The sequence below is a fragment of the Polaromonas sp. CT11-55 genome (genome assembly GCF_047303325.1).
GTDB lineage: Bacteria > Pseudomonadota > Gammaproteobacteria > Burkholderiales > Burkholderiaceae_C > Polaromonas.
The window spans coordinates 28,830-48,056 of record NZ_JBKBEX010000018.1 but is presented as its reverse complement, the minus strand read 5'-3'; the positions used below and the strand labels follow the sequence as shown (position 1 = coordinate 48,056).

General features: G+C 63.6%; 14 protein-coding genes. 5 read left to right on the top strand and 9 right to left on the bottom strand.

Translation table 11 applies throughout. The features are described from left to right. The first annotated feature begins 21 nt into the window (after positions 1 to 21). Complete coding sequence (epsF, locus tag ACEN8I_RS16380; RefSeq protein WP_413329576.1) at positions 22 to 1,419, top strand: chain length determinant protein EpsF; 1,398 nt, start codon at positions 22 to 24, stop codon at positions 1,417 to 1,419. 2 nt (positions 1,420 to 1,421) lie between these two features. Next, a complete protein-coding gene (gene epsG / locus ACEN8I_RS16375) occupies positions 1,422 to 2,336 on the top strand; it encodes a chain length determinant protein tyrosine kinase EpsG (protein ID WP_413329575.1) in 915 nt (304 codons plus the stop codon). Here epsG and ACEN8I_RS16370 read toward each other — a convergent pair. Beyond that, on the bottom strand, positions 2,323 to 2,736 hold the full coding sequence (locus tag ACEN8I_RS16370) for a VanZ family protein (protein ID WP_413329574.1): 414 nt from the start codon (positions 2,734 to 2,736) through the stop codon (positions 2,323 to 2,325). The two genes, epsG and ACEN8I_RS16370, sit on opposite strands and share 14 nt — an antisense overlap. A 44-nt stretch (positions 2,737 to 2,780) precedes the next feature. Here ACEN8I_RS16370 and ACEN8I_RS16365 point away from each other — a divergent pair, with 44 nt between their 5' ends. The 3 genes from ACEN8I_RS16365 (at position 2,781) to ACEN8I_RS16355 (ending at position 9,641) form a co-directional block, all read left to right on the top strand. Continuing rightward, positions 2,781 to 3,548 (top strand): WecB/TagA/CpsF family glycosyltransferase, encoded by a 768-nt coding sequence (locus ACEN8I_RS16365; RefSeq protein WP_413329573.1) that lies wholly within the window; start codon positions 2,781 to 2,783, stop codon positions 3,546 to 3,548. 501 nt (positions 3,549 to 4,049) lie between these two features. Then, positions 4,050 to 4,733, top strand: a complete 684-nt coding sequence (locus ACEN8I_RS16360; protein WP_413329572.1) for a hypothetical protein — start codon at positions 4,050 to 4,052, stop codon at positions 4,731 to 4,733. 60 nt (positions 4,734 to 4,793) lie between these two features. Beyond that, on the top strand, positions 4,794 to 9,641 hold the full coding sequence (locus ACEN8I_RS16355; protein ID WP_413329571.1) for a calcium-binding protein: 4,848 nt from the start codon (positions 4,794 to 4,796) through the stop codon (positions 9,639 to 9,641). Between the two features lie 388 nt (positions 9,642 to 10,029). Here the strand turns inward: ACEN8I_RS16355 and ACEN8I_RS16350 are convergent, their stop codons facing one another. The 8 genes from ACEN8I_RS16350 to ACEN8I_RS16315 are packed head-to-tail and all read right to left on the bottom strand — an operon-like array spanning position 10,030 to position 19,211. After that, complete coding sequence (locus ACEN8I_RS16350) at positions 10,030 to 10,671, bottom strand: serine O-acetyltransferase (RefSeq protein ID WP_413329570.1); 642 nt, start codon at positions 10,669 to 10,671, stop codon at positions 10,030 to 10,032. Then, positions 10,659 to 11,666, bottom strand: coding sequence for an NAD-dependent epimerase/dehydratase family protein (locus ACEN8I_RS16345; protein WP_413329569.1), 1,008 nt, complete (start codon positions 11,664 to 11,666; stop codon positions 10,659 to 10,661). The genes ACEN8I_RS16350 and ACEN8I_RS16345 overlap by 13 nt, the downstream gene beginning before the upstream one ends. Then, positions 11,663 to 13,354: an FAD-dependent oxidoreductase gene (locus ACEN8I_RS16340; protein WP_413329568.1), complete on the bottom strand. Its 1,692-nt coding sequence runs from the start codon at positions 13,352 to 13,354 to the stop codon at positions 11,663 to 11,665. Before ACEN8I_RS16340 ends, ACEN8I_RS16345 begins: the two co-directional genes overlap by 4 nt. Then, a complete protein-coding gene (locus ACEN8I_RS16335) occupies positions 13,351 to 14,535 on the bottom strand; it encodes a glycosyltransferase family 4 protein (RefSeq protein WP_413329567.1) in 1,185 nt (394 codons plus the stop codon). Before ACEN8I_RS16335 ends, ACEN8I_RS16340 begins: the two co-directional genes overlap by 4 nt. Positions 14,536 to 14,543: 8 nt before the next feature. Continuing rightward, positions 14,544 to 15,629, bottom strand: a complete 1,086-nt coding sequence (locus ACEN8I_RS16330; protein WP_413329566.1) for an acyltransferase family protein — start codon at positions 15,627 to 15,629, stop codon at positions 14,544 to 14,546. Further along, entirely contained in the window at positions 15,626 to 16,720 is a 1,095-nt protein-coding gene (locus tag ACEN8I_RS16325; protein ID WP_413329565.1) for a glycosyltransferase family 2 protein, read from the bottom strand. The genes ACEN8I_RS16330 and ACEN8I_RS16325 overlap by 4 nt, the downstream gene beginning before the upstream one ends. A 3-nt stretch (positions 16,721 to 16,723) precedes the next feature. After that, on the bottom strand, positions 16,724 to 17,695 hold the full coding sequence (locus ACEN8I_RS16320) for a glycosyltransferase family 2 protein (protein ID WP_413329564.1): 972 nt from the start codon (positions 17,693 to 17,695) through the stop codon (positions 16,724 to 16,726). A 4-nt stretch (positions 17,696 to 17,699) separates the two neighbouring features. After that, complete coding sequence (locus ACEN8I_RS16315; RefSeq protein WP_413329563.1) at positions 17,700 to 19,211, bottom strand: O-antigen ligase family protein; 1,512 nt, start codon at positions 19,209 to 19,211, stop codon at positions 17,700 to 17,702. Positions 19,212 to 19,227 lie beyond the last annotated feature (16 nt).

Genomic DNA, 19,227 nt, shown 5'->3' with positions numbered 1-19,227 from the left:
AACAGCCATGACTGGAAAGCCATGACACTCCATCAATTTTTACTGATACTGCGCGCCCGCTACAAGGTGGCGGTGCTGATCATCCTGCTCGCGATCTCCGCGGCGCTGGCGATCAGCCTGGTGCTGCCGAAAAAATACACGGCCCAGACCGCCGTGCTCGTCGACGTGCGCTCGCCCGACCCGGTGGCCGGGGCCGGCAGCGCGCCCATACAGGGTCTGGTGGCGCCTAGCTATATGGCCACACAGGTGGACATCATTGGCGGCGACCGCGTCGCCCAGCGCGTGGTGAAGATGCTCAAGCTCGACGAAAACCCGCGCACCAAGGAGCGCTGGATGGAAGCGACGGAAGGCCGCGGCACGCTGGATGGCTGGATCGCCGATTCGCTGCAAAAGCGCCTGGACGTGCGGCCCGCGCGCGAAAGCAATGTGATCAACATCACCTACAAGGGCAGCGAGCCCGAAGAAGCCGCGAACGTCGCCAACGCTTTCGCTCAGGCCTACCTGGACATCAACCTGGCCCTGAAGACCGAACCCGCCCGCATCTATGCGGAATGGTTCGACGAGCAGACCAAGGCCTCGCGCGCCAAGCTGGAGGAAGCCCAGGCCCGCCTCTCGGAATACCAGCAAAAGGCCGGCATCGTCAGCAGCGACGAGCGTGTGGACTACGAAACCACCAAGCTGGCTGAGCTGTCCTCGCAGCTCACCACGGTGCAGGGCGACACCACCGACAGCCAGAGCAAGCGCGGCTCGCGCGGCGACACCATCGCCGAGGTGATGCAAAGCCCGCTGATCAACGGCCTGAAGGCCGACGTGGCGCGGCAGGAGGCCAAGGTGCAGGAAGTCAGCGTGCGCCTGGGCGAGAACCACCCCGAGCGCCAGCGCGCCGAGTCCGAACTGGCCGCCCTCAAGAGCCGGCTGGCCAGCGAGACCGCGCGCATCAATGCCTCCATCGAGACCACCTACCGCGTCGGCAAGGACCGTGAACGCGAGCTGCAGGGCGCGGTCGGCGCGCAGAAGGCCCGCGTACTGGCCCTGAACAAGCAGCGCGACGAGCTCAACGTCTACCGCCGCGACGTCGAGTCGGCCCAGCGCGCGTACGAAACCGTGAGCCAGAGCGCCTCGCAGACGCGCCTGCAGAGTTTGACCAATCAGACCAATGTGGTGCGCCTCAATGCCGCAGCGCCGCCCATCAACCCGTCCAGCCCGCGGCTGCTGCTCAACCTGCTGATCGCCGCCTTCGGCGGCACCCTGCTGGGCGTGGCCTGCGCATTGCTGCTGGAACTGGCGAACCGCCGCGTGCGCTCCGCCGAGGACCTGGTGCAGATGCTGGAGCTGCCGGTACTGGCCAGTATTTCTTCGAGCACGGGCAACACCCGGCTCAGCGGTCCGCGCCGGCTGGCGCTCGGTTTGGGAGGATAAGCATGAGCATCAATATGAACAGAAATGGCACTCAGACGGTGGTCCGCCCCGTTCCCCTAACCGTGCCCAGCAAGCCGGCGACTGGCTCGGGCCGCTCCATAGGCGCCATCCTGGTCGATGCCGGGCGGCTCTCGCCGCTGGACGCCGAACGCATCGTGCATTTCCAGAAAGACCGAGGCGCGCGCTTCGGCGATTCCGGCAAGGCGCTGGGACTGCTGACCGATGACGATGTGCGCTACGCGCTGTCGGTGCAGTTCGACTATCCCTACCTGGCCCGCGAAAGCAATTTAAGTCGCGAGCTGGTGGCAGCCCACCATCCGAACAGCCAGCCGGTGGAGCAGCTGCGGGCGCTGCGCAGCCAGCTGATGCTGCGCTGGTTCGACACCGGCCCGGATCGCCGCGGCCTGGCCATCGTGAGCGCCGGCTCCCGGGAAGGGCGCAGCTATATCTCGGCCAACCTGGCGATTGTGTTTTCGCAGCTGGGCCTGCGCACCTTGCTGGTCGATGCCGACATGCGGGCGCCGCGCCAGCACCTGTTGTTCAACCTCGGCAAGGGCGCAGGCCTGTCGGACATGCTGGCCGGCCGCGCCGGGCTGGAGGCCGTCGTCAGCGTTTCGGCGCTGCAGGATTTGTCGGTGCTGCCGGCCGGTGTGATTCCGCCGAATCCGCAGGAGTTGCTGGGCCGGCAGGAATTTTCCAGGTTGCTGCAGGCGCTGGGCCAGGATTTCGACATCATCATCATCGACACGCCGCCGGCCAGCGAATGCGCCGACGCCCATACGGTGGCGGTGCGCGCGGGCGCGGCGCTGGTGGTGGCGCGGCAGAACACCAGTTCGCTGCCGCAGATGACGCGCTTCACGCACAGCCTGCGCGAGTTCGGCGTGGCCCTGGTGGGCTCGGTGCTTAACGATGCTTGAGGTGCTGCGTGAGGCGGCCACCCCAGAGGCGGTGCAGCATGGCCAGTATCGCCGCGCCCAGCAATCCGCCCGCCGCGTCGGCCGCCAGGTCTGCCCAGCTCGCGGAGCGGCCCGGCAGGAATATCTGGTGAATCTCGTCCATGCCCCCGACCAGCAGGGCACCCGCGAGGCAACAGGCCAGCATGCGCCAGCCGCGCATGCCGCCGGCCAGGCCCGCGGCCATGCCGACCACGGCAAAAGTCAGCAGATGGGCCAGCTTGTCCCAGGGCGCGGGAAACAGCCCCACGGCCACCGGCTGGGCACCGCCCACATAGAGCACAGCGGCGCTCATGGCGAGCGTGAGCGCCGCGAGGATGCGGACGGTGCGCTGAAAATTCTCAAGGGACATTGCTTTGGTCATGGGCCTGATTTTCTCATGCCTGCATCCCGGAAACAGGCAAGCCCATGTTGAATCCCCTTACCGACAGTCCGCCCGACTGGCGCCGGCGCTGGGCCTTGCTGCTCGAAAAAATCGAACGCGTTCAAAGCCCCGACCAGGGCCAAGCCCTGCTGTCCGAATTAAGCCATCCCCGCGCGCCGACGGTGCTGGCTTTCGCGAATGCGCACGCGATGAATTCGATGGCGGTGTCTGCGCCGTTTTTTGAGGCCATGCGTTCGGCCGACAGGGTGCTCAGGGATGGCTCCGGCATGGCGACGCTGTTCAAACTGCTGCGTATGGAGCCCGGCCTCAACCTCAACGGCACCGACCTGATTCCGCGGCTGATACGCGCTTTCGACGGCCGCGGCATCGCGCTGTTCGGCACGCGCGAACCTTTCCTCGAGAAAGCCGCGCAGCGCGTTCGCGAGGAGCTCGCGCCGCACAGCAAGCTGGTACGCGCCAATGGTTTTCTCGATGCGGGGACGTACTCCCTGCTCGCGGCAACGCACCGGCCGGCGCTGATCGTGCTGGGCATGGGCATGCCTCGGCAGGAAGAGATTGCCGTCCAACTGCGCGCCGCGCTGGACTTTCCCTGCCTCATCGTCTGCGGCGGCGCCATCATCGATTTCCTGGGCGGCAAGACACCGCGCGCCCCGTTGTGGATGCGAAAGGCCGGGCTGGAGTGGGTGTTCCGCCTCGCATTGGAGCCGCGCCGGCTGTTCCAGCGTTATGTGATCGGCAACCCGCTGTTTCTTACGCGGGCGTTGCGGCTGGCGTCGTCCAACAACCGTTGATTCGTCGGGATTGATCAGCCCGCCTGCATGTTGGCCAGGCGGGCCAAAGACCGCCTCGCTGCCACCCGACCTGTGCGGCAGTGTTTATTACCTCACCTATTTGCCTGCACGCGCGTCGGCTCGGGACACCGGGCGGACACCTCGAGGGTGTAGGCGAGATCAAAGGCGTGCCTCGCTTTTGGCTTGAAAAAATAGTCGATGAACATGGGCTCGAATCGCCCAATCATGCAGCCGCTTTCTCTGTGCATGAACACAAAGTTCAAATTCGCGCTCTTTTTCTTCCGCCCAAACAACATGTAAACCTAATGGTTTGGGTGATTGTCTTTTGGTGGATAAAGATGTTGCGATTGTTCGTTCAACCTGCTGCAGTGCTCCTAATTTGAGCGCTTTGGCTTGTAATCTCCGCTCTGTGTTTTGTAAATAAGGTGTTTTTCAAAACCTGTCAGCTTCAGAGTTCGTGATCGCTTTGACTTGATTCGTGGTCCAGAAATTCATAAAAAAATGGCAAATCAAATCCCAAAATTTAAAAGCCGATGCAAAAGAGCTCTACGGTTTCTGTCTGTTGCCATCTTTATTTGTGCCAATAGCGCAGCGCAGCAAACCTTACCGGTACCAAATCAGCAGGACAAAAAAATGGAAGTTAAAAAACAACAGGTTCTCGGCTTCTTGGGTCGACTAAAAATCGCCTTGGATTTGAACGTCATTGATGATCCCCGGCGATTGCAGGAAGTCACCGGCTTTGAAGTTCTGGAGTGGAGCACGATGCTGAAAGATCCTCACTACAGAGCTGCGAGTAGGTGGCGATTCAATGTCGTGGCAATGGATCAGGCCCCAGAAATGTTAAGCGTTACCAATGAGTACCGCACCGGCTATAGCCCGGCAGATAAATCTTCTTATCCCGGTGGAATGAGCGTTGGTGGGTTCCCGGCAGTAGCTTGCATCACCCCTGCTGACATGGACCAGATATTTGGTGTGGCGCGTTTAGACGCTCAACTGAGAGCTCGACCTCATCGTGACCAGCCGTGGGTTGCGCCATTTTGGGATGTCAATGCCTATATTTTTAGCCCAATAAACGGCAGTTTGTTAACGCTGTCATATCACTACGACGATGAAAGTAAGCCTAAGGCAACTTGTTTAGCTCAGCTGGGAATAGGTTATGGGCTCAAGCCGCCAGCAGGCTACTGAGTACTCAAGCCGCCAGCAGGCTACTGAGTATTTTCGTCACCATCAGAATAAAGATAAAACATGGCAAACCAAGCTGCATTCAGTCAAATTTCAGCCGCTCAATGGAACTCCCTAAGCGCCACCTTTAGAGACGCATCAAAAGCATTTGATCCCATTGTTGCTGGACGTATCGACTTCGCCCTGGCAAAAGCAATGGAGTCAAATTCGGCTTTTTTGTCGTATTTAGATGCCCAACTCAGACTAAATATAGGTGGTGGACGAAATGAAAACTCCGTCAAACTCAACACCGTCGCCACCCCAAACTCAACCTCCAACGCCACCTATGCAATTGGTAGTCAGGCATTCATTGGCGCAAGTGACTTTCAAACTTATGCAAATGCACCTGCTTCCCTCGTTATTCGTATCGTCCATGAGTTGGGGCATACAACAAGATGGAACGGGCAGGCAGGTTTTAAGGATTCCGCCGGAAATGAATGGGTAAACCCGAATGCCTATCAACAAGCGCGGGCCATGGCAGAAGCGAATGCCCAGTTTGCGGAATGGCAAGTGCAAAAAGAGTTTCAGACTATTCCAGCGTATGCGAATAATTTTTCTGGAACTTTGGATAGTCCTGCTTTGTTTGCCCAGATGTCGGCGGCGACATCAGATGCCCAAAGGCTGAGCATTGCCTCACAGGCTGTTGCCGCATCTCATCCCAGCACAGAGCCAAGTATTAGCTACGCACAACAAGATAGGCGAGACTTTGTTCTCTACAAGCTAGGCGTAACTGGCGATGCCGCAAAATTAATCGATGCGGCCACGCTCACGGTGAACACACCAATTGCGAACGATCCCACAAAATGGACGGCGAGCTTTCAAACTCCCAGGACGTCATCCGGGGACTACGCTGAAGTCACAGTGGGCACCAGTGGCACCCGCACGCTTCAAATAAGAGATAGCAGCGGACAAGCAAAGGGAGGCGCCACCACATTTGTTGGCAATCTGGCGACCAGCACCACCACTTTGAATGGCGTTACGACAACGCGACTGGTTATTCCCGGCCTCCCTGCGCCAATTGGAGAAATGTCGGCCAACCTGGATGGCAGTACAACTTATGTGAGACGTGACATTGATGGCAATGTTGTCTCTACCACAAGAGTCTCGGGAGAAGATTCAAGCGGCGTCGTCAGCGTTACTTCGACCGATGTCAGTGGAAACTCCACAAGCACCAAATTCAGCAATGAATATGGACTTGTCGTTTACAAGGAACAATACGACGTATCGACAAAAACGCTTAGCGCGCAATACTATGACGATGTTGGCCAGGTAATTCAGCGGTCTACGACTACTACTGATTCCCACGGCTCTACGGAAACCGTCATCGCAAACGGTGCCGGCCAGATCATCAGCCGTCAGATCGACCGAGACACGAACGGCGACGGAGAGTTTGACCGCAGTGAGTTCCTGCTGAAAGATGCCCAGGGCCATGAGGTGGGGCACGTTGTGGAGTCGAACGCTGCAACGTCCACTTCCTCAACGCCTGGCATATCCACTGACCTGCAAACCCAGGTGAACCGCCTGCACCAAAGCACTGACCGTGATGACAATTACGCGGTCGAGGTGGCTGCACTGCGCAAACTGGTAGGTGCGCAGGGTACAGGCGAAACCTGGGCTGGGCAAAACCTGTTACGCGCTACCGATGCTCCGGAAGAACTGATTCGAGGTGAGGAGACAGCGCATTCGGCCTTGCTAGGCTACGCCGACGAGGTGTGGGCCGACGGGCTCAAGGCCTCGGACTGGACGGCTGTGCGTGACAACAATCTGAACGCGTCTTTCAGTGCGCCGACCGTTCCCATAGTTGGTGCATATGCCGCTCCTGATCCTATTTCGGCAGCCAATCTTGCCGTGTTCGGGGATCAGCATTCGATGCAGCGATATGACCGGCTTACCGAGTTGTACAACGCAATGTCCGGCTTCTTTGCATCACATGCATCCTTCGTTTCGAGCTCCGGCATCCACAACGACTATGGCTACGGTGATTTTGGGTCAATCAATTCCGCAGGCCAGTACCTGCCGTACTACAACGACTACACCCCCGCTTTCGATTTCCCAACCATGGATTTCGGCTTTGACTATTCTTACTATGCACCGGTTGTGCTTGACCTGGATGGCGATGGGGTAGAGCTGGTGCGGCAGGACGCATCCAATGCCTATTTCGATGTCAAGGGCACGGGATTTAAAAACCATGTGGGGTGGATTGGCGCGGATGATGGTCTCCTGGCCATCGACGTCAACGGTGACGGCAAGATCGACCAGGCCAAGGAGCTTTCTTTCGCGCTGTGGACCGACGCGCCAAATGATTCGGATATGGACGGCTTGCGGGCAGTGTTTGACACCACGCATGACGGCAAGATCACCAGCGCGGATGAACAATTTTCCAAGCTGCGCATCTGGCAAGATAAAAATGGTGATGGCATTACTGACGAGGGTGAGCTCAAAACGCTGGTGCAGGCAGGTATCTCCAGCCTGAGCCTGACGGTTGCGGCAACACAGTGGAGCAGCGGTGGCAACAAGGTGGATGGTTTCAGCACTTATACGCGTGCCGACGGCAAAGTGGGTATGAGCGCCGATGTGGAATTGGGCTACACGGGGCCGGGCTGGCGGTCCTCCGTGGCCGGTAACCTGGTGCGCCTGACGCAGGCCGGTGGCCTGAGTTTCGGTCTGGCTCAAGGCAACGCCTTGAATATCGATGTCGGTATCGACGGACTCAGTGGAGCGATGGGCAGCGCCGGCGCTGATATCTTGCGCAGTACGGGCGGCCAGGCAGTGGTCCTGCAGGGCGATGCGGGCAACGATGTGTTGACAGGCGGTGCGGGTGATGACTGGCTCTCGGGAGGTACAGGTACCGACAGCTTGAACGGCGGTGCGGGCGACGATACGCTGTTGATCGATGCCGAGGATTTGCCGACCCAAATTAACGGCGGGGCAGGGTTTGACATCGCTGTGGTCACAAGCGCTGCGGGCGTGACGCTGGACTTGGGGCAGGCGAGCCTGGAAGCAGCCATTGGCGGAACGGGCAATGACGTGCTGAGTAACTCGGGCTATGGGCGGATCATTCTGGCCGGTGGCCTGGGCAATGACGTGCTCAAAGGCGGGCGCGGAGACGACGTGCTGGAAGGAGGTGCCGGAAACGACCAGTTGTCTGATCTGGCGGACGGTAGCGACACCTATCTTTATTCACGTGGCGACGGCCAGGACTCGATCGAAGATAAGAGCTTTTCAGGCGTCGACAAACTGGTGCTGCAAAACATCGCTTCTGGCGGATGCACAATTTCGCGCAAGGGGCTGGATTTACTGCTGGTGTTCGGGCAGGGTGATCAGATTACGGTGCGCAACCACTACGATGCGTCGAAAAGCTACCAGATCGAGCGCGTCGAATTTTCAGACGGGGTAGTGTGGACGCCCAAAGAACTAACCATCGCCTTGTTGCAAGGAAGCAGCGGCAATGACAGCCTTTCCAGTGCCCAGTTTCAGGAACGGGATATCTATATCGGAGGCAAAGGCAACGACAGCCTGACCGACACATCAGGGGGTAACGACAGCTATATTTTTGCCCGCGGCGATGGCCAGGACACGATCACGGAAGAGGGAATTGGCGCCAGCGATGATCGGATACTGCTGCAGAATATTCTGTCCGCGGAAGCGCAATTGTCCCGCGCCGGGCAGGACTTGATCCTGAACCTGGGCCAAAGCGATCAGATCACGGTGAGGAATTACTTCTCAACGATGGGCTGGAACAAAGTCGAACACGTTGAGTTTTCCGATGGCGTGGTCTGGGACGGCGTTCGGATGAATTCGGCGGCTATACGCGGCACTTCGGGAAATGACACCCTGTCCGGTGGCAATCTGTCGGAAAGCAATACCTACATAGGCGGCAAGGGCAACGATACCTTTACGGATTCCCTGGGAGGTAGCGACCGCTACGTATTTGCCCGAGGCGACGGCCAGGACACGATCGTCGACAGCGGCATAACTAGCACCGACGACAGGATATCCCTGGTAGATATCAAATCCACCGAAGCCAGCTTGTCACGCGTAGGCCAGGACTTGGTGATCGCCCTGGGGCAAGGCGACCGGATCACGGCGAGGAATCATTTCGATTTCCTGGGCTCAGGAAAAATCGAGCATGTGGAGTTTGCCGATGGCGTGGAGTGGGGCAGCACCAAACTGGATGCGTTGAGCCAGAGTTCAACGCCAGTTGTGATCCCTTCGATACCTGGGATCTCCATCGTACCCATTGGATCCATTGCACCTATCATCCCTCTTGCACCGCCCCTTGTGTTGCAATTGCCTTCCAGTCCCTCGCTATTTACGCCCTCCACTCCTGCTGGAGTGGGGAATACCGTGCAATCGAGCATCACGTACCTGTTGGGCGCTACCGAGCAGAACCTGACGCTGACCGGCACGGCCGCCATTGATGGAAGCGGCAATGCATTGGCCAATGTGCTCAGCGGCAATACGGGTAACAACACCTTGGCCGGTGGTGCAGGCGGCGACACGTACTCGGCCTATCGAGGCATGGGGCAGGATCGCATTGTTGAAAACGATAGCACGCCGGGCGTCATCGATGTGCTGTCGTTTGGAACGGGCGTCGCCAACGACCAGCTGTGGTTCCGCCACACGGGCAACGACCTGGAAGTGAGCATCATCGGCACAAGTGACAAAGCCACGGTGCAAAACTGGTACCAAGGCGACCCCTACCACATCGAGCAGATCAAGAGTGGTAACGGCAAGGCACTGCAACATACCAATGTGGACAAGTTGGTCAGTGTCATGGCGGCCTTCGCGCCGCCGGCCTCGGGCCAGACCAGTTTGACGGCTTTGCAGCAAACGGCACTTGCGCCGGTGCTGGCAGCTAACTGGCAGTGAGGCTCATATCGGAAAAATACGGGGAGAAAAAGATGGAATACTTTTCAATTGGAATGGTTTCTCTTGTACTGGCGGCCTTGTTCCCGATTTTGTATGTGGCTGGTTATCAGCTTCGTTGTTTGGACGCCTGGTCTAAACGTCTTGAACGTCCGAAGGACAGAGTAGGCTTCTTTGTTCTCGCCGCGACCGTCCTGGGCTTTCTCCTTGGATGTCTCATTCAGCCGCAGTGGGACAGGGCGAAGGAATGCAAGGCCCAACACCAGCCCCTCATTCCGTGCATGGTCTTGTGACAGCTGCTGATCCGAGAGCACATCTGCACCAATCGCTTGGGACTTGTACTCGGCGCGCGCGATCTGAATCGTCGGCTGTGGCTCTGGAGAGAGGTGTATCAGCCGGCGTTAATGTGTGCATCGGCCCGCGCGGCCGGATGGGAATCCCGGGCCACAGGAATGTCTTCCTCGCTATAGCGGTTCTGCACATCGGGCGTGCAGTCGCGCCTGACGATCTGCCCCGGGTTGCCCAGCACCACGCAATAGGGCGGCACGTCCTCGAAGACATAGGCGCCGCCGGCAATGCGGCTGCCTTTGCCTACGGTGACGCCGCCCACGATGATGGCGTGCGGACCTATCCAGACTTCGTCCTCAATCACCGGGTACAGCGTGTGCCGGCGGCCCTGCGCGTCGATGTGGTCGCGCTGGCCCAGGGTGACGCCGTGGAACAGCGTGACGTTGCGGCCTATGCGCGCGCCGGCGTTGACGACGATGCCGCGCCCGTGTGTGAGCGCCAGCCCCGGCGCGATCTCGGTGCGCCAGGGGATTTCGATGCCGGCCAGCTGGCTCACCAGGCGGTAAAGCAGGCGCGCGGGCCACACGGCCAGCCAGCGCCAGTTGGGTGGCAACTGTTGCGCGGCCTGGCATAGGCGCAAGACGGCGAGCACACGAAACGCCGGGTCCAGCAGCGCGCCCTTGAGCGCGAGTCGGGGGGCGGTGTATCCGAACTTTCGGTGGGTGTCGGCTTTCAGGGCGTGCATATGATTTTGTCCAGGGTGGTTTGGCCGGCGCCGGCGGGCGCATTGAACCATGCGGCGGAATCTCGCAGGCCGTCGGCATAAGATGTCCATTGCACGCCCAGACGGTGGCTGGCCGCCTGAGTGTCCAGGTGTATGTGCTGCGACCACAGGCCCAGCAGGCCGGGCGGCAGGGCATCGGGCAGCTTCACGCCGGTGCTGCCCAGCAGTTTCAGGGCGCGCTCGGCCGCCTTGAGCGGCGGGCCGCAAAGCCAGGCGTCCAGTTGGAGCCGGCGCCGTCCCAGGCGGCGCACGGGTGTGGCCTGGATGGCCAGGGCCAGGTCCACAAAATAATCGTTCCAGCGTGGGCTGTCGGGCGCCGCCAGGTTGAACACCGGTATCTTGCCCTGGGCCGCGGGCAGCCGCAGCGCCAGCAGCAGGGCCTGGCAGACGTCGTCGACATGGACCAGGTTGGCCCAGCCGTCGCCCGCGATGCCGAGGTCGCCCAGGCGGCCGGCCTGCAGCCAGCGGCCTATGCGGCCTACCCACAGCTGGCTGCCGGGGCCGTATACGCAGCCCGGCCGCAGCATCACCGCCTCGCCGCCGTGCCGCACGAAGTCGTGCATGGCGGCCTCGGCCTCGCATTTGGCCTGGCCGTACCAGCCCAGGGTGGGGTCCAGTGGTGCATCTTCGCGCACCAGGCCCTCAGCAGGGCCGTAAACCGACATGGTGCTCAGGTGGACAATGCGCGGGCAGTCGGCCTGCAGCGCGGCCTGCACCAGCGCACGCGCGCCGTCGGCGATCGATGCCGCATCACCCGCCACACAGTTGACCACTGCGTCAAAACCTTTCAGGGCCTGCGCCAGCTGGCGCGGATCGCGGCTGTCGACTTCCAGCCAGCTCGCGGTGTTTTTCATGCGCCGGGAGGCGCCCGTGGCCGCGGCCCAGGGCGTGGCCTGCAGCATCTCCAGCAGGCGTGCGCCGATGTGGCCCGATGCACCCAGTACCAGGACTTTCATGCGGCCTCCTTCATCTGCAGCGGTGCGCGCTCGGCGCGCAGCTGGCGCGACAGGAAGTCGCCCAGCCGCAGCGACAGTGCGATCAGCGTGAGCGTGGGGTTGGCCTGGCTGGAGGTCGGGAAGGCCGCACTGCCGGCCACAAACAGGTTGCGCACAGAATGCACGCGGCAGTCAGCGTCGACCACACTGCTGCGCGGGTCGGTGCCCATGCGCGCGGTGCCGATGTGGTGGCCGCCGTAGGCGCCGAAGCGCATCACGTCTTCTTCCAGGGTGTGGCGGTTGTAGTCGAATCGGGCCTTGCCGCTGCGCTCGAACTCCTCGGCCATCACGTCCAGGCTGGCGCCCAGCGAATCGATGTCGGCGCGGCTGTAGCGCCAGTCAACCTTCAGGCGCGGCATGCCCAGCGCGTCGACACCGCTGGCCAGCGTGACCCGGCTGTGGGCCTGGGGGATCTGCTCGCCGTGCACTTCCAGGCTGAAGCGGTTGCTGCGGTTGCGCAGGATCACCGAGGGGAACTTGCGCTCGGCCAGGGTGCGCTTCGTCAGCCAGTGCGACAGGAAGGCCGTGGTGTCCAGCGGGTCGGCCATGACGTTGAGCAGGTGGCGCGCATAGACGCCGGCCGTCGGCGGCGCGCCGTCCTTCAGGCGCTTGCTGTATTCATAGCTGATCAGCTTGCGCGCCAGGAACAGGCCCGACAGCACGCCGCTGCGGTGCGAAGGGTCGGTGATGCGCGGAAAGTGCAGGCGCGCGACCGCGTTGGCCAGGCCCAGGCGCCGCTGCTCGCCGGCGGCGACCGAGAGGCGGCGCCGGCAGTAAATGCCTTCGGGCGAAATTTCATAGCCGTGGCGCACATCGCTGGTGGGGCCGTGCACGGTGAGCGTGCCGACATTGCCGGCGATATGGCACATGTAATAGCGGCCCACCACGTCATGCGCGTTGCCCACGCCTTGCGGCGCTACGTCGCGCGAGGCCAGCAGCAGGCGCGCGGTCTCCAGGCCGCCCGCGGCCAGCACCGTTCTTTTCGCCGCGATGGTAAATTGTGTGCCGGCCAGCGTGCGCACCTCGAGCTCGCGCAGTGCCTGGCCGTCCGCCTGCAGCCGCAACGCGGTGCAATTGGCGCCCAGCAGCACTTCCAGCGTGGGCGCCAGCGCCAGCCGCCTGGCGTAACGGTTGCCGAAATGCGTGGGGCAGGAAAAGCGCTCCAGCCCGTTGCTGAGCACGCGCTCGCTGTCGAAGCCGGCGATCAGCGGGCCTGTCCCCGGCTCCAATGCCTGGCTCGCGTCGTAAAGGAAGCGACCGGCTTCGGCCAGGGCGTTGGCGCGTGGGTACCAGGGCAGCAGGTCTTCATACGAGATCGGCCAGCCGCTGTGCGGGATGTGGGCGCGGGTTTCAAAGTCGATCGGGTCGAAAGGCATGCAGCGCCCGCCCCAGATGGCCGAGGATCCGCCCAGCCGCCGCTGCCGGTATTTGCCGGGCGGGCTGTGCAGTTGCTCGTCGGCGACCTCGCCTTCATAGAGGTCTTGTGTGGGCGCATGCGCCTGCAGCCGGCCGGACTCAAGCAGCAGCACGGCATGACCCTGGTCGCTGAGCGAAAGCGCCAGCGCGATGCCGGCCGGGCCGCCGCCGACCACGCAGACATCGGCCTCCAGCCGGCTGCCGTTGGGAATGCTGTCGGCGTCGCGGATCATGCTTTGCCGTCCTGTGAAACCGCGGCGGCACGCAGAGGCCGGCCGGCCACGCCGAAATCGCGCTGGTGGATATGCGCCACGCTGCTGAAGAAATGCGCGATGGAAAATTGCTGTTCATAGAGCGCGCGGCCGTTTCGCTCCAGCGTTGCGCGCAATTCGCCATCCTGCAGCACGCGCTGCAGGCCGGCCGCGATGCCGGCCACATCGCCGGGCTGCACAAATGAGGCGTTGACGCCGTCGCTGAGCACCGAGGGAATTTCGCCGACGGGGCTGCACACCACCGCGACGCCATTGGCCAACGCCTCCAGGATGACTAGCGGCAGGCCTTCGTCGTAAGAGGGCAGTACCAGCACGTCGGTGCGGGCCATCAGCCGTGCCGCCTGCTGCTGGTCCGACCATCCGGCAAAGCGTACAAAGCTGTCTATGCCCAGCGTCCTGGCTTTGGCTTCATAGGCCTCTACGTCGCCGCCGCCGGCCAGTGTCACCTCGAGCCGGGCCGTGTCATAGCCGGGCAAGGCCAGCGCCTGCAGCAGGTCGGACACGCCCTTGCGTTCCGACAGGTTGCCCAGGAAGAGCACGCGCTGCATGGCGGTATCGCCGGCGACGCGGCGCGCATGGGTGGGTTCGGGCACGCCGTTGATGACGATGTCCACGCGATCCGGCGCTACGCCCAGCTCCTCGATGACAAAGCGCCGAGCGGCCGAGCCCAGCACCACGACGCTGGCCGGCAGCGAGAACACCCAGCGCGTCAATGCCCGCAGCGGCCGCGGCAGTGAGCGGTAGAAATGGTGCAGCTGCGCGGCATGCAGGTGCAGCACCACCGGCACGCCCAGGGCGCGGCAGGCGGCGATGACGGCGCCCTTGCGGAACAGGCTCAGGCGCTCGGCCATGTTTACGTGCACGCCGGCCAGCCGGCCGCTGAAGCGGCCGCGCACGATGCGCGCCAGCGCGGTGGCCAGCACCCAGAAGGAGTACAAGGCGTTGGCGCCGCCGCGTGTGTCCAGCGGCCGCAGCTCGGCCGCGTCGGCCGAGGCGATGGCGGCCGAGGAGGCCTGGGCCTGTATCAGGTAGTCCGCCACTTTGAACATGCCGCCGCCCAGCGGCGTCCAGGGACAGGCGATGTAGATGTAGCGGCCTTCGCGTTCGCGGATGGCGCTGCGCGGCAGCGATTCACTTCGCATGGGGATGGTTACTTTCCGGGAGTTTGGTAAGAGAGCTTGGGCGCGCCGAACAGGGCGCGCTTGAAGAAGGCGGTCATGGGCCGTTCCAGCCAGACGTAAGAGAGGCAGCCCGCCACCACCACGGCCAGGCCCACGGCCAGCGCGATGGCCAGGCTGTCCTGCACGCCCAGGCGCTTGAGCGCCTGCACGCCGGCAGGCACCACAAAGGTGTGCGACAGGTAAATCGAATACGAGGCATCACCCAGGAAGGACAGGCGCGAAGCCAGCGGCGTGCGCACGGTCCAGGGCTCCAGCCAGACGGCGCCCAGCACAATGAGCGCGGCGCCGCAGCCCCAGGTGGCGAAGCGGTCGGCCGAGTGGCCCCAGTCGGGCGCGAACATGTACAGCGCGCCCGCCGCCATCACCACCAGGCCGGCTATCGGCCCCGGACGCCGGAAGTGCAAAAAGGCATGGGCGATGCAGACGCCCAGGATGAACTCGAACACAATGGTCTGCGCGTAAAAATTCAGCGCGACCGACTCCGGCAGCAGATAGCCCGCCGCGAACACCAGCGCGAATGCCGCCAGGCAAAAGCGTATGCGCGGCGCGCCCAGGGCGATGGCCGCGGCAAACACCCCATAAAACAGCATTTCGAAATTCAGGGTCCAGCCGACCGGCAGCGTAGGCTGCACCAGGCCCCAGGGGCTCATGGCGGGAATGAAAAGCAGCGAGGCCGCGAGGTGGCCGGGCTCCACCGAGGAGCGCGCGGCCAGCGCCGGCATGGCCAGCAGCAGCGCCACCTTGAGCAGGGTGTAAAACCAGTAGAGCGGCGCGATCCGGATGAGGCGCCGGCGCATGAAGACCCAGGCGGCGCTCAACTGCGAAGGTTGCGCGGAACCACCGGCCGGCAGCGAGGCCGTCGACATGGCCATGACGAAGCCGCTGATCACAAAAAAGATGTCCACCCCGGCGGAGCCGGCCTCCCAATAATGGCTGGGCCCGGTGCCGCTGATGTGCATGGAAATCGCCTGGGTGATGTGCATCACCACGACCAGCATGGCCGCGGCAAAGCGCAGCACCTGCACGCCGGTGAATTGCCGTGTCTCGCCCTTCAATGGATGGCCTCCTGCACCGGCTCCTTGAGCACCTTGCTGGCAATGGCCTCGTGCGCGGGGCGCTGGGGCCTCAGCAGGCCGCGCAGCAGGCCCGCGGCATTGAAGCACCAGGACACCACCGCGTACAGCGCTTTGGTGGCGGAGCGCTTGCGCCAGGTCATCAGCAGCACGGGCGCGCTGGCGATGGCACAGAACAGTGCCAGGCGCAAGCTTGCGGGCAGCGGCCACAGCGGGGTGCTGGCCAGCACCGCCCACCAGCCCAACACTGCCAGGTAAAGGCGCAGCTCGCGCAGGCCCCGCAGCGCCAGCGGCAGCCGTGGCTGGCCGACGGCGGCGCGCACCAGCTCGCCCAGGCCGCAGATATAGCGCGTGCGCCAGCGCCGCATCAGCAGGCGGTAGGGCGGCGCATCGTGGCCCCAATGGTTGGCCGCATCCACAGGCAGCCGCCACAGGCGCCAGCCCAGCGCGCGCAGCCGTATCGCCAGGTCGAACTCTTCGTAGCTGTGCAGATTGCGGTCGGAAAAATAACCGGCCGCCTCGATGGCGCTGCGCCGGTACAGCCCGCCGCCGTCCAGCCTGTCCACATCGCCGGGCTGCAAATGCGGCGATGCGCGCTCGCCACGGGCCATGTATTCGAGGCTTTCGGTGTTCTGCTCCACCACGCGGCCGCCCACGCCGGCCACGTCGGCATGCGCGTCCAGGAAGGCCAGGGCCTGCTCGAGGAAGCCTTCGCGCATCTGCATGTCGCCGTCCAGGATGTAGACGAACTCGCCGCGCGAATGCTGGTAGCCCAGCTGCGGCCCCGCGCCGCAGCAGCGCTCCTCGGGGTTGGCCAGTTGCACGATGCGAATCGGGTAGGCGCTGGCGAGCTCCACCGTGCGGTCGCTGGAGTAGGAGTCCGCGAGGATCACCTCGCCGCCCACGCCGGCAACCGCGCGCAGCGCGCTTTCCACGGTGGCTTCGATGCGCCGCTCCTCATTGAGCGCCTTGATGATCACGGAGACGCGGCAAGGGCGCACGGCGGGTGAGGGCGGTGCTGCCGGTGCCGGCCGGGACGCTTCGGGTGTTTTGCCAAACGGTATCGGGTTCATGGTTTATCCGGCCTCCACCGGGCTGGCTGCGTGCACGGTGCGGCGCACGCGCCAGCGCTGCCAGTTCCTGACCAGCGGGCCCGGCATGAAAAGCGCCATGGCGGCCGTGAGCCACCAGCGTTTGCCGGCGGCCGCGCGGCGCGCCTTCAGCAACCAGGCCCAGCCCTCGCGGCGGCTGCCGGCGGCCAGGGCCTGGCGCGCCAGCGTGAGCTGGTACTGGGCCACCAGCCACAGCGCGGACCCACGCCTCGCAAGCGGCATGGCGCCGGCCAGCGCGCGCTGCTCCATGCGTTGCAGAAAGGGCGGCATGGCCAGCGGCGCATGGCCGCTGCTGAGGCTGCCTTCGACGGCCAGCCGGTAGGCCATCAGCGGCGCGTGGACCAGCGCGACCGGCGCCTGCTCGGCCAGGCGAAACCACAGGTCCAGGTCCTCGCCATGCGACTCGCCGGGCGGAAAGCAGGGCTGCATGCGCAGCAGCCGCGCGCGCCGCACCGAGACGGCGCTGGTGCACAGCGTCGGCGAGGCCATCCATCGGCGCGGCAGGTCGGCGATCAGCTCGATGTCCGGTGATCGCGGCATCTCGGGCCAGCGCGGCGGCCACATGTCCAACGTGTCGGGCACCGGCAGGTAGTCGCTGGCCACAGTGTCGGCGCCGGGGCAGCGCGCCTGCACCCAGGCCAGCGTTTCGAGGTAGTCCGGATGGTGCCAGTCGTCGGCATCGAGAAAGGCCACCCACTCGCCTTGGGCCAGCGCGATGCCGTGGTTGCGCGCCGCCGAGACGCCGGCATTGGCCTGGCGTACCAGGCGCACGCGCGGGTCGGTGATAAAGCTCACGAGCTCGGCGCCGCCGTCGGTGGAGCCGTCGTCGACCACGATGACTTCAAAGTCGGTGAAGCTCTGCGCCAGCACCGACGCGAGGGTGTCGCTGATATAGGGCGCCTTGTTGTAAAGCGGAATGACGATGGAAAATTTCATGATTTCATGAATGGAGCCGCGCTGCGGCCAGGGGATTTTTGGGGTCTCTGGGATTTCTGCGGTCCCGGGCAAAGGTCGGCTCGACGCGGGGCATGGCCGGCGGCGCCTTGGCCGGGCCGCGTTTGCGTTCACGGGCTTCGCGTCCGGCGGCGGCCAGCGCCATCAGCAGGAGTACGTGGGCGATGAGTTCGGGGCCGTAGCCGAAAAGCAGCAGCGGCACTTCGCTGATGGCGCGCAGCGCCAGCGCCACGAACAAGGCCAGCGTGAGGCCGCCGCTGGCGCGGGCATAGCGTATCGACAGCACCAGCAGCACCAGCGCATACAGCACCAGCGCGGCCGCGCCCACGGTTCCCGAGCGCGACAGCGTGTCCATGAACTGGTTGTGCGCGTGGGTCGCGTTGGGCATGCCTATGGCTTCGCGAAAGCTCGCATCCCAGAGGGTCGGCCCGTAGCCGAACACCGGGTTGCGCTGCCATTCGTCATAGGCGATGGCCCAAATCTGGTCGCGCCCTGTCATGGAGGCCAGCTGCGCGCCCTGGGCACTGTCGAAAAAACTGCTCAGGCGCGCATCAATATCGCCGAACATCAGAAGGGCCGCCAGGCCAACGACGGCGACCATGAAGGCCAGCAACGCGACGATGCCGAACTCGGGCCGCACCGGGTCGCCCACGCGGCGCATGAAGCGCGGCCCCTGGCGCACGGCCAGGATGCAGGCGGAGCACAGCACAAAGGAAATCCACGCCGTCTTGGACTGCGCGAGGAAGAGCACCCCCAGGCCCATGGCCCAGGCCAGGCGATTGAGCCAGACGCGCTGCAAGGGGCGCGCGAGCAGGCACAAAAGGCCCAGCTGCGCCAGCATGCCCAGCGACACGGCGTGGGGGGCCAGGCCCGCCAGGCGCGGCACGCCCGGCAGCAGGCCCTGGGTGTAGGAAGCGTCCAGCACCAGGCTGGGCTTGAAGGGGATCAGCAGCAGGCCGGCGGCGATAAAAAGCAGCAGGGCATTGCGCGCCGCGCCGAACGCGAGGTCGCGTTCGGTGCCCGTGGCCAGCACCGCCGCGAAGCCTATGACCAGCGGGTACACATAGTCATGCGAAACATGCGGGTTGGCGCCCAGCAGGGCCGGCGCGGCCACGGTGCATACCCAGAAAGTGAGGAAGGCCACCAGCAGCGCGGAGGGCGCCTGCGCGGCCTTGTCGCGGCGTATCCAGTGCGTGATCAGGCGTTCGCCGGCCAGCGTGAGCAGCAGCAGCGAGGCCAGAGGCTGCATCAGCGAAACCAGCGGATGGCGCACGACCACCACCACTTCGTCAAACTTCATGTTGCTGCTGGAGAGGTCGCGGCCCGAGAGCAGGTTGGCCAGGGCCACCATCAGCAAGATGGCGTAGAAGATGAAGTGCATATAACCTTGCGCGCGGCGCGAGGTCACATGGACCGCGCCCGCCATGCCCAGCGCCGCCGTGAGCGCCGCCAGGATGGCGCCGGCGACGAGGACTGCAATAACGACGGGTTGGTCCATGGGGCTGCTTTCCTCG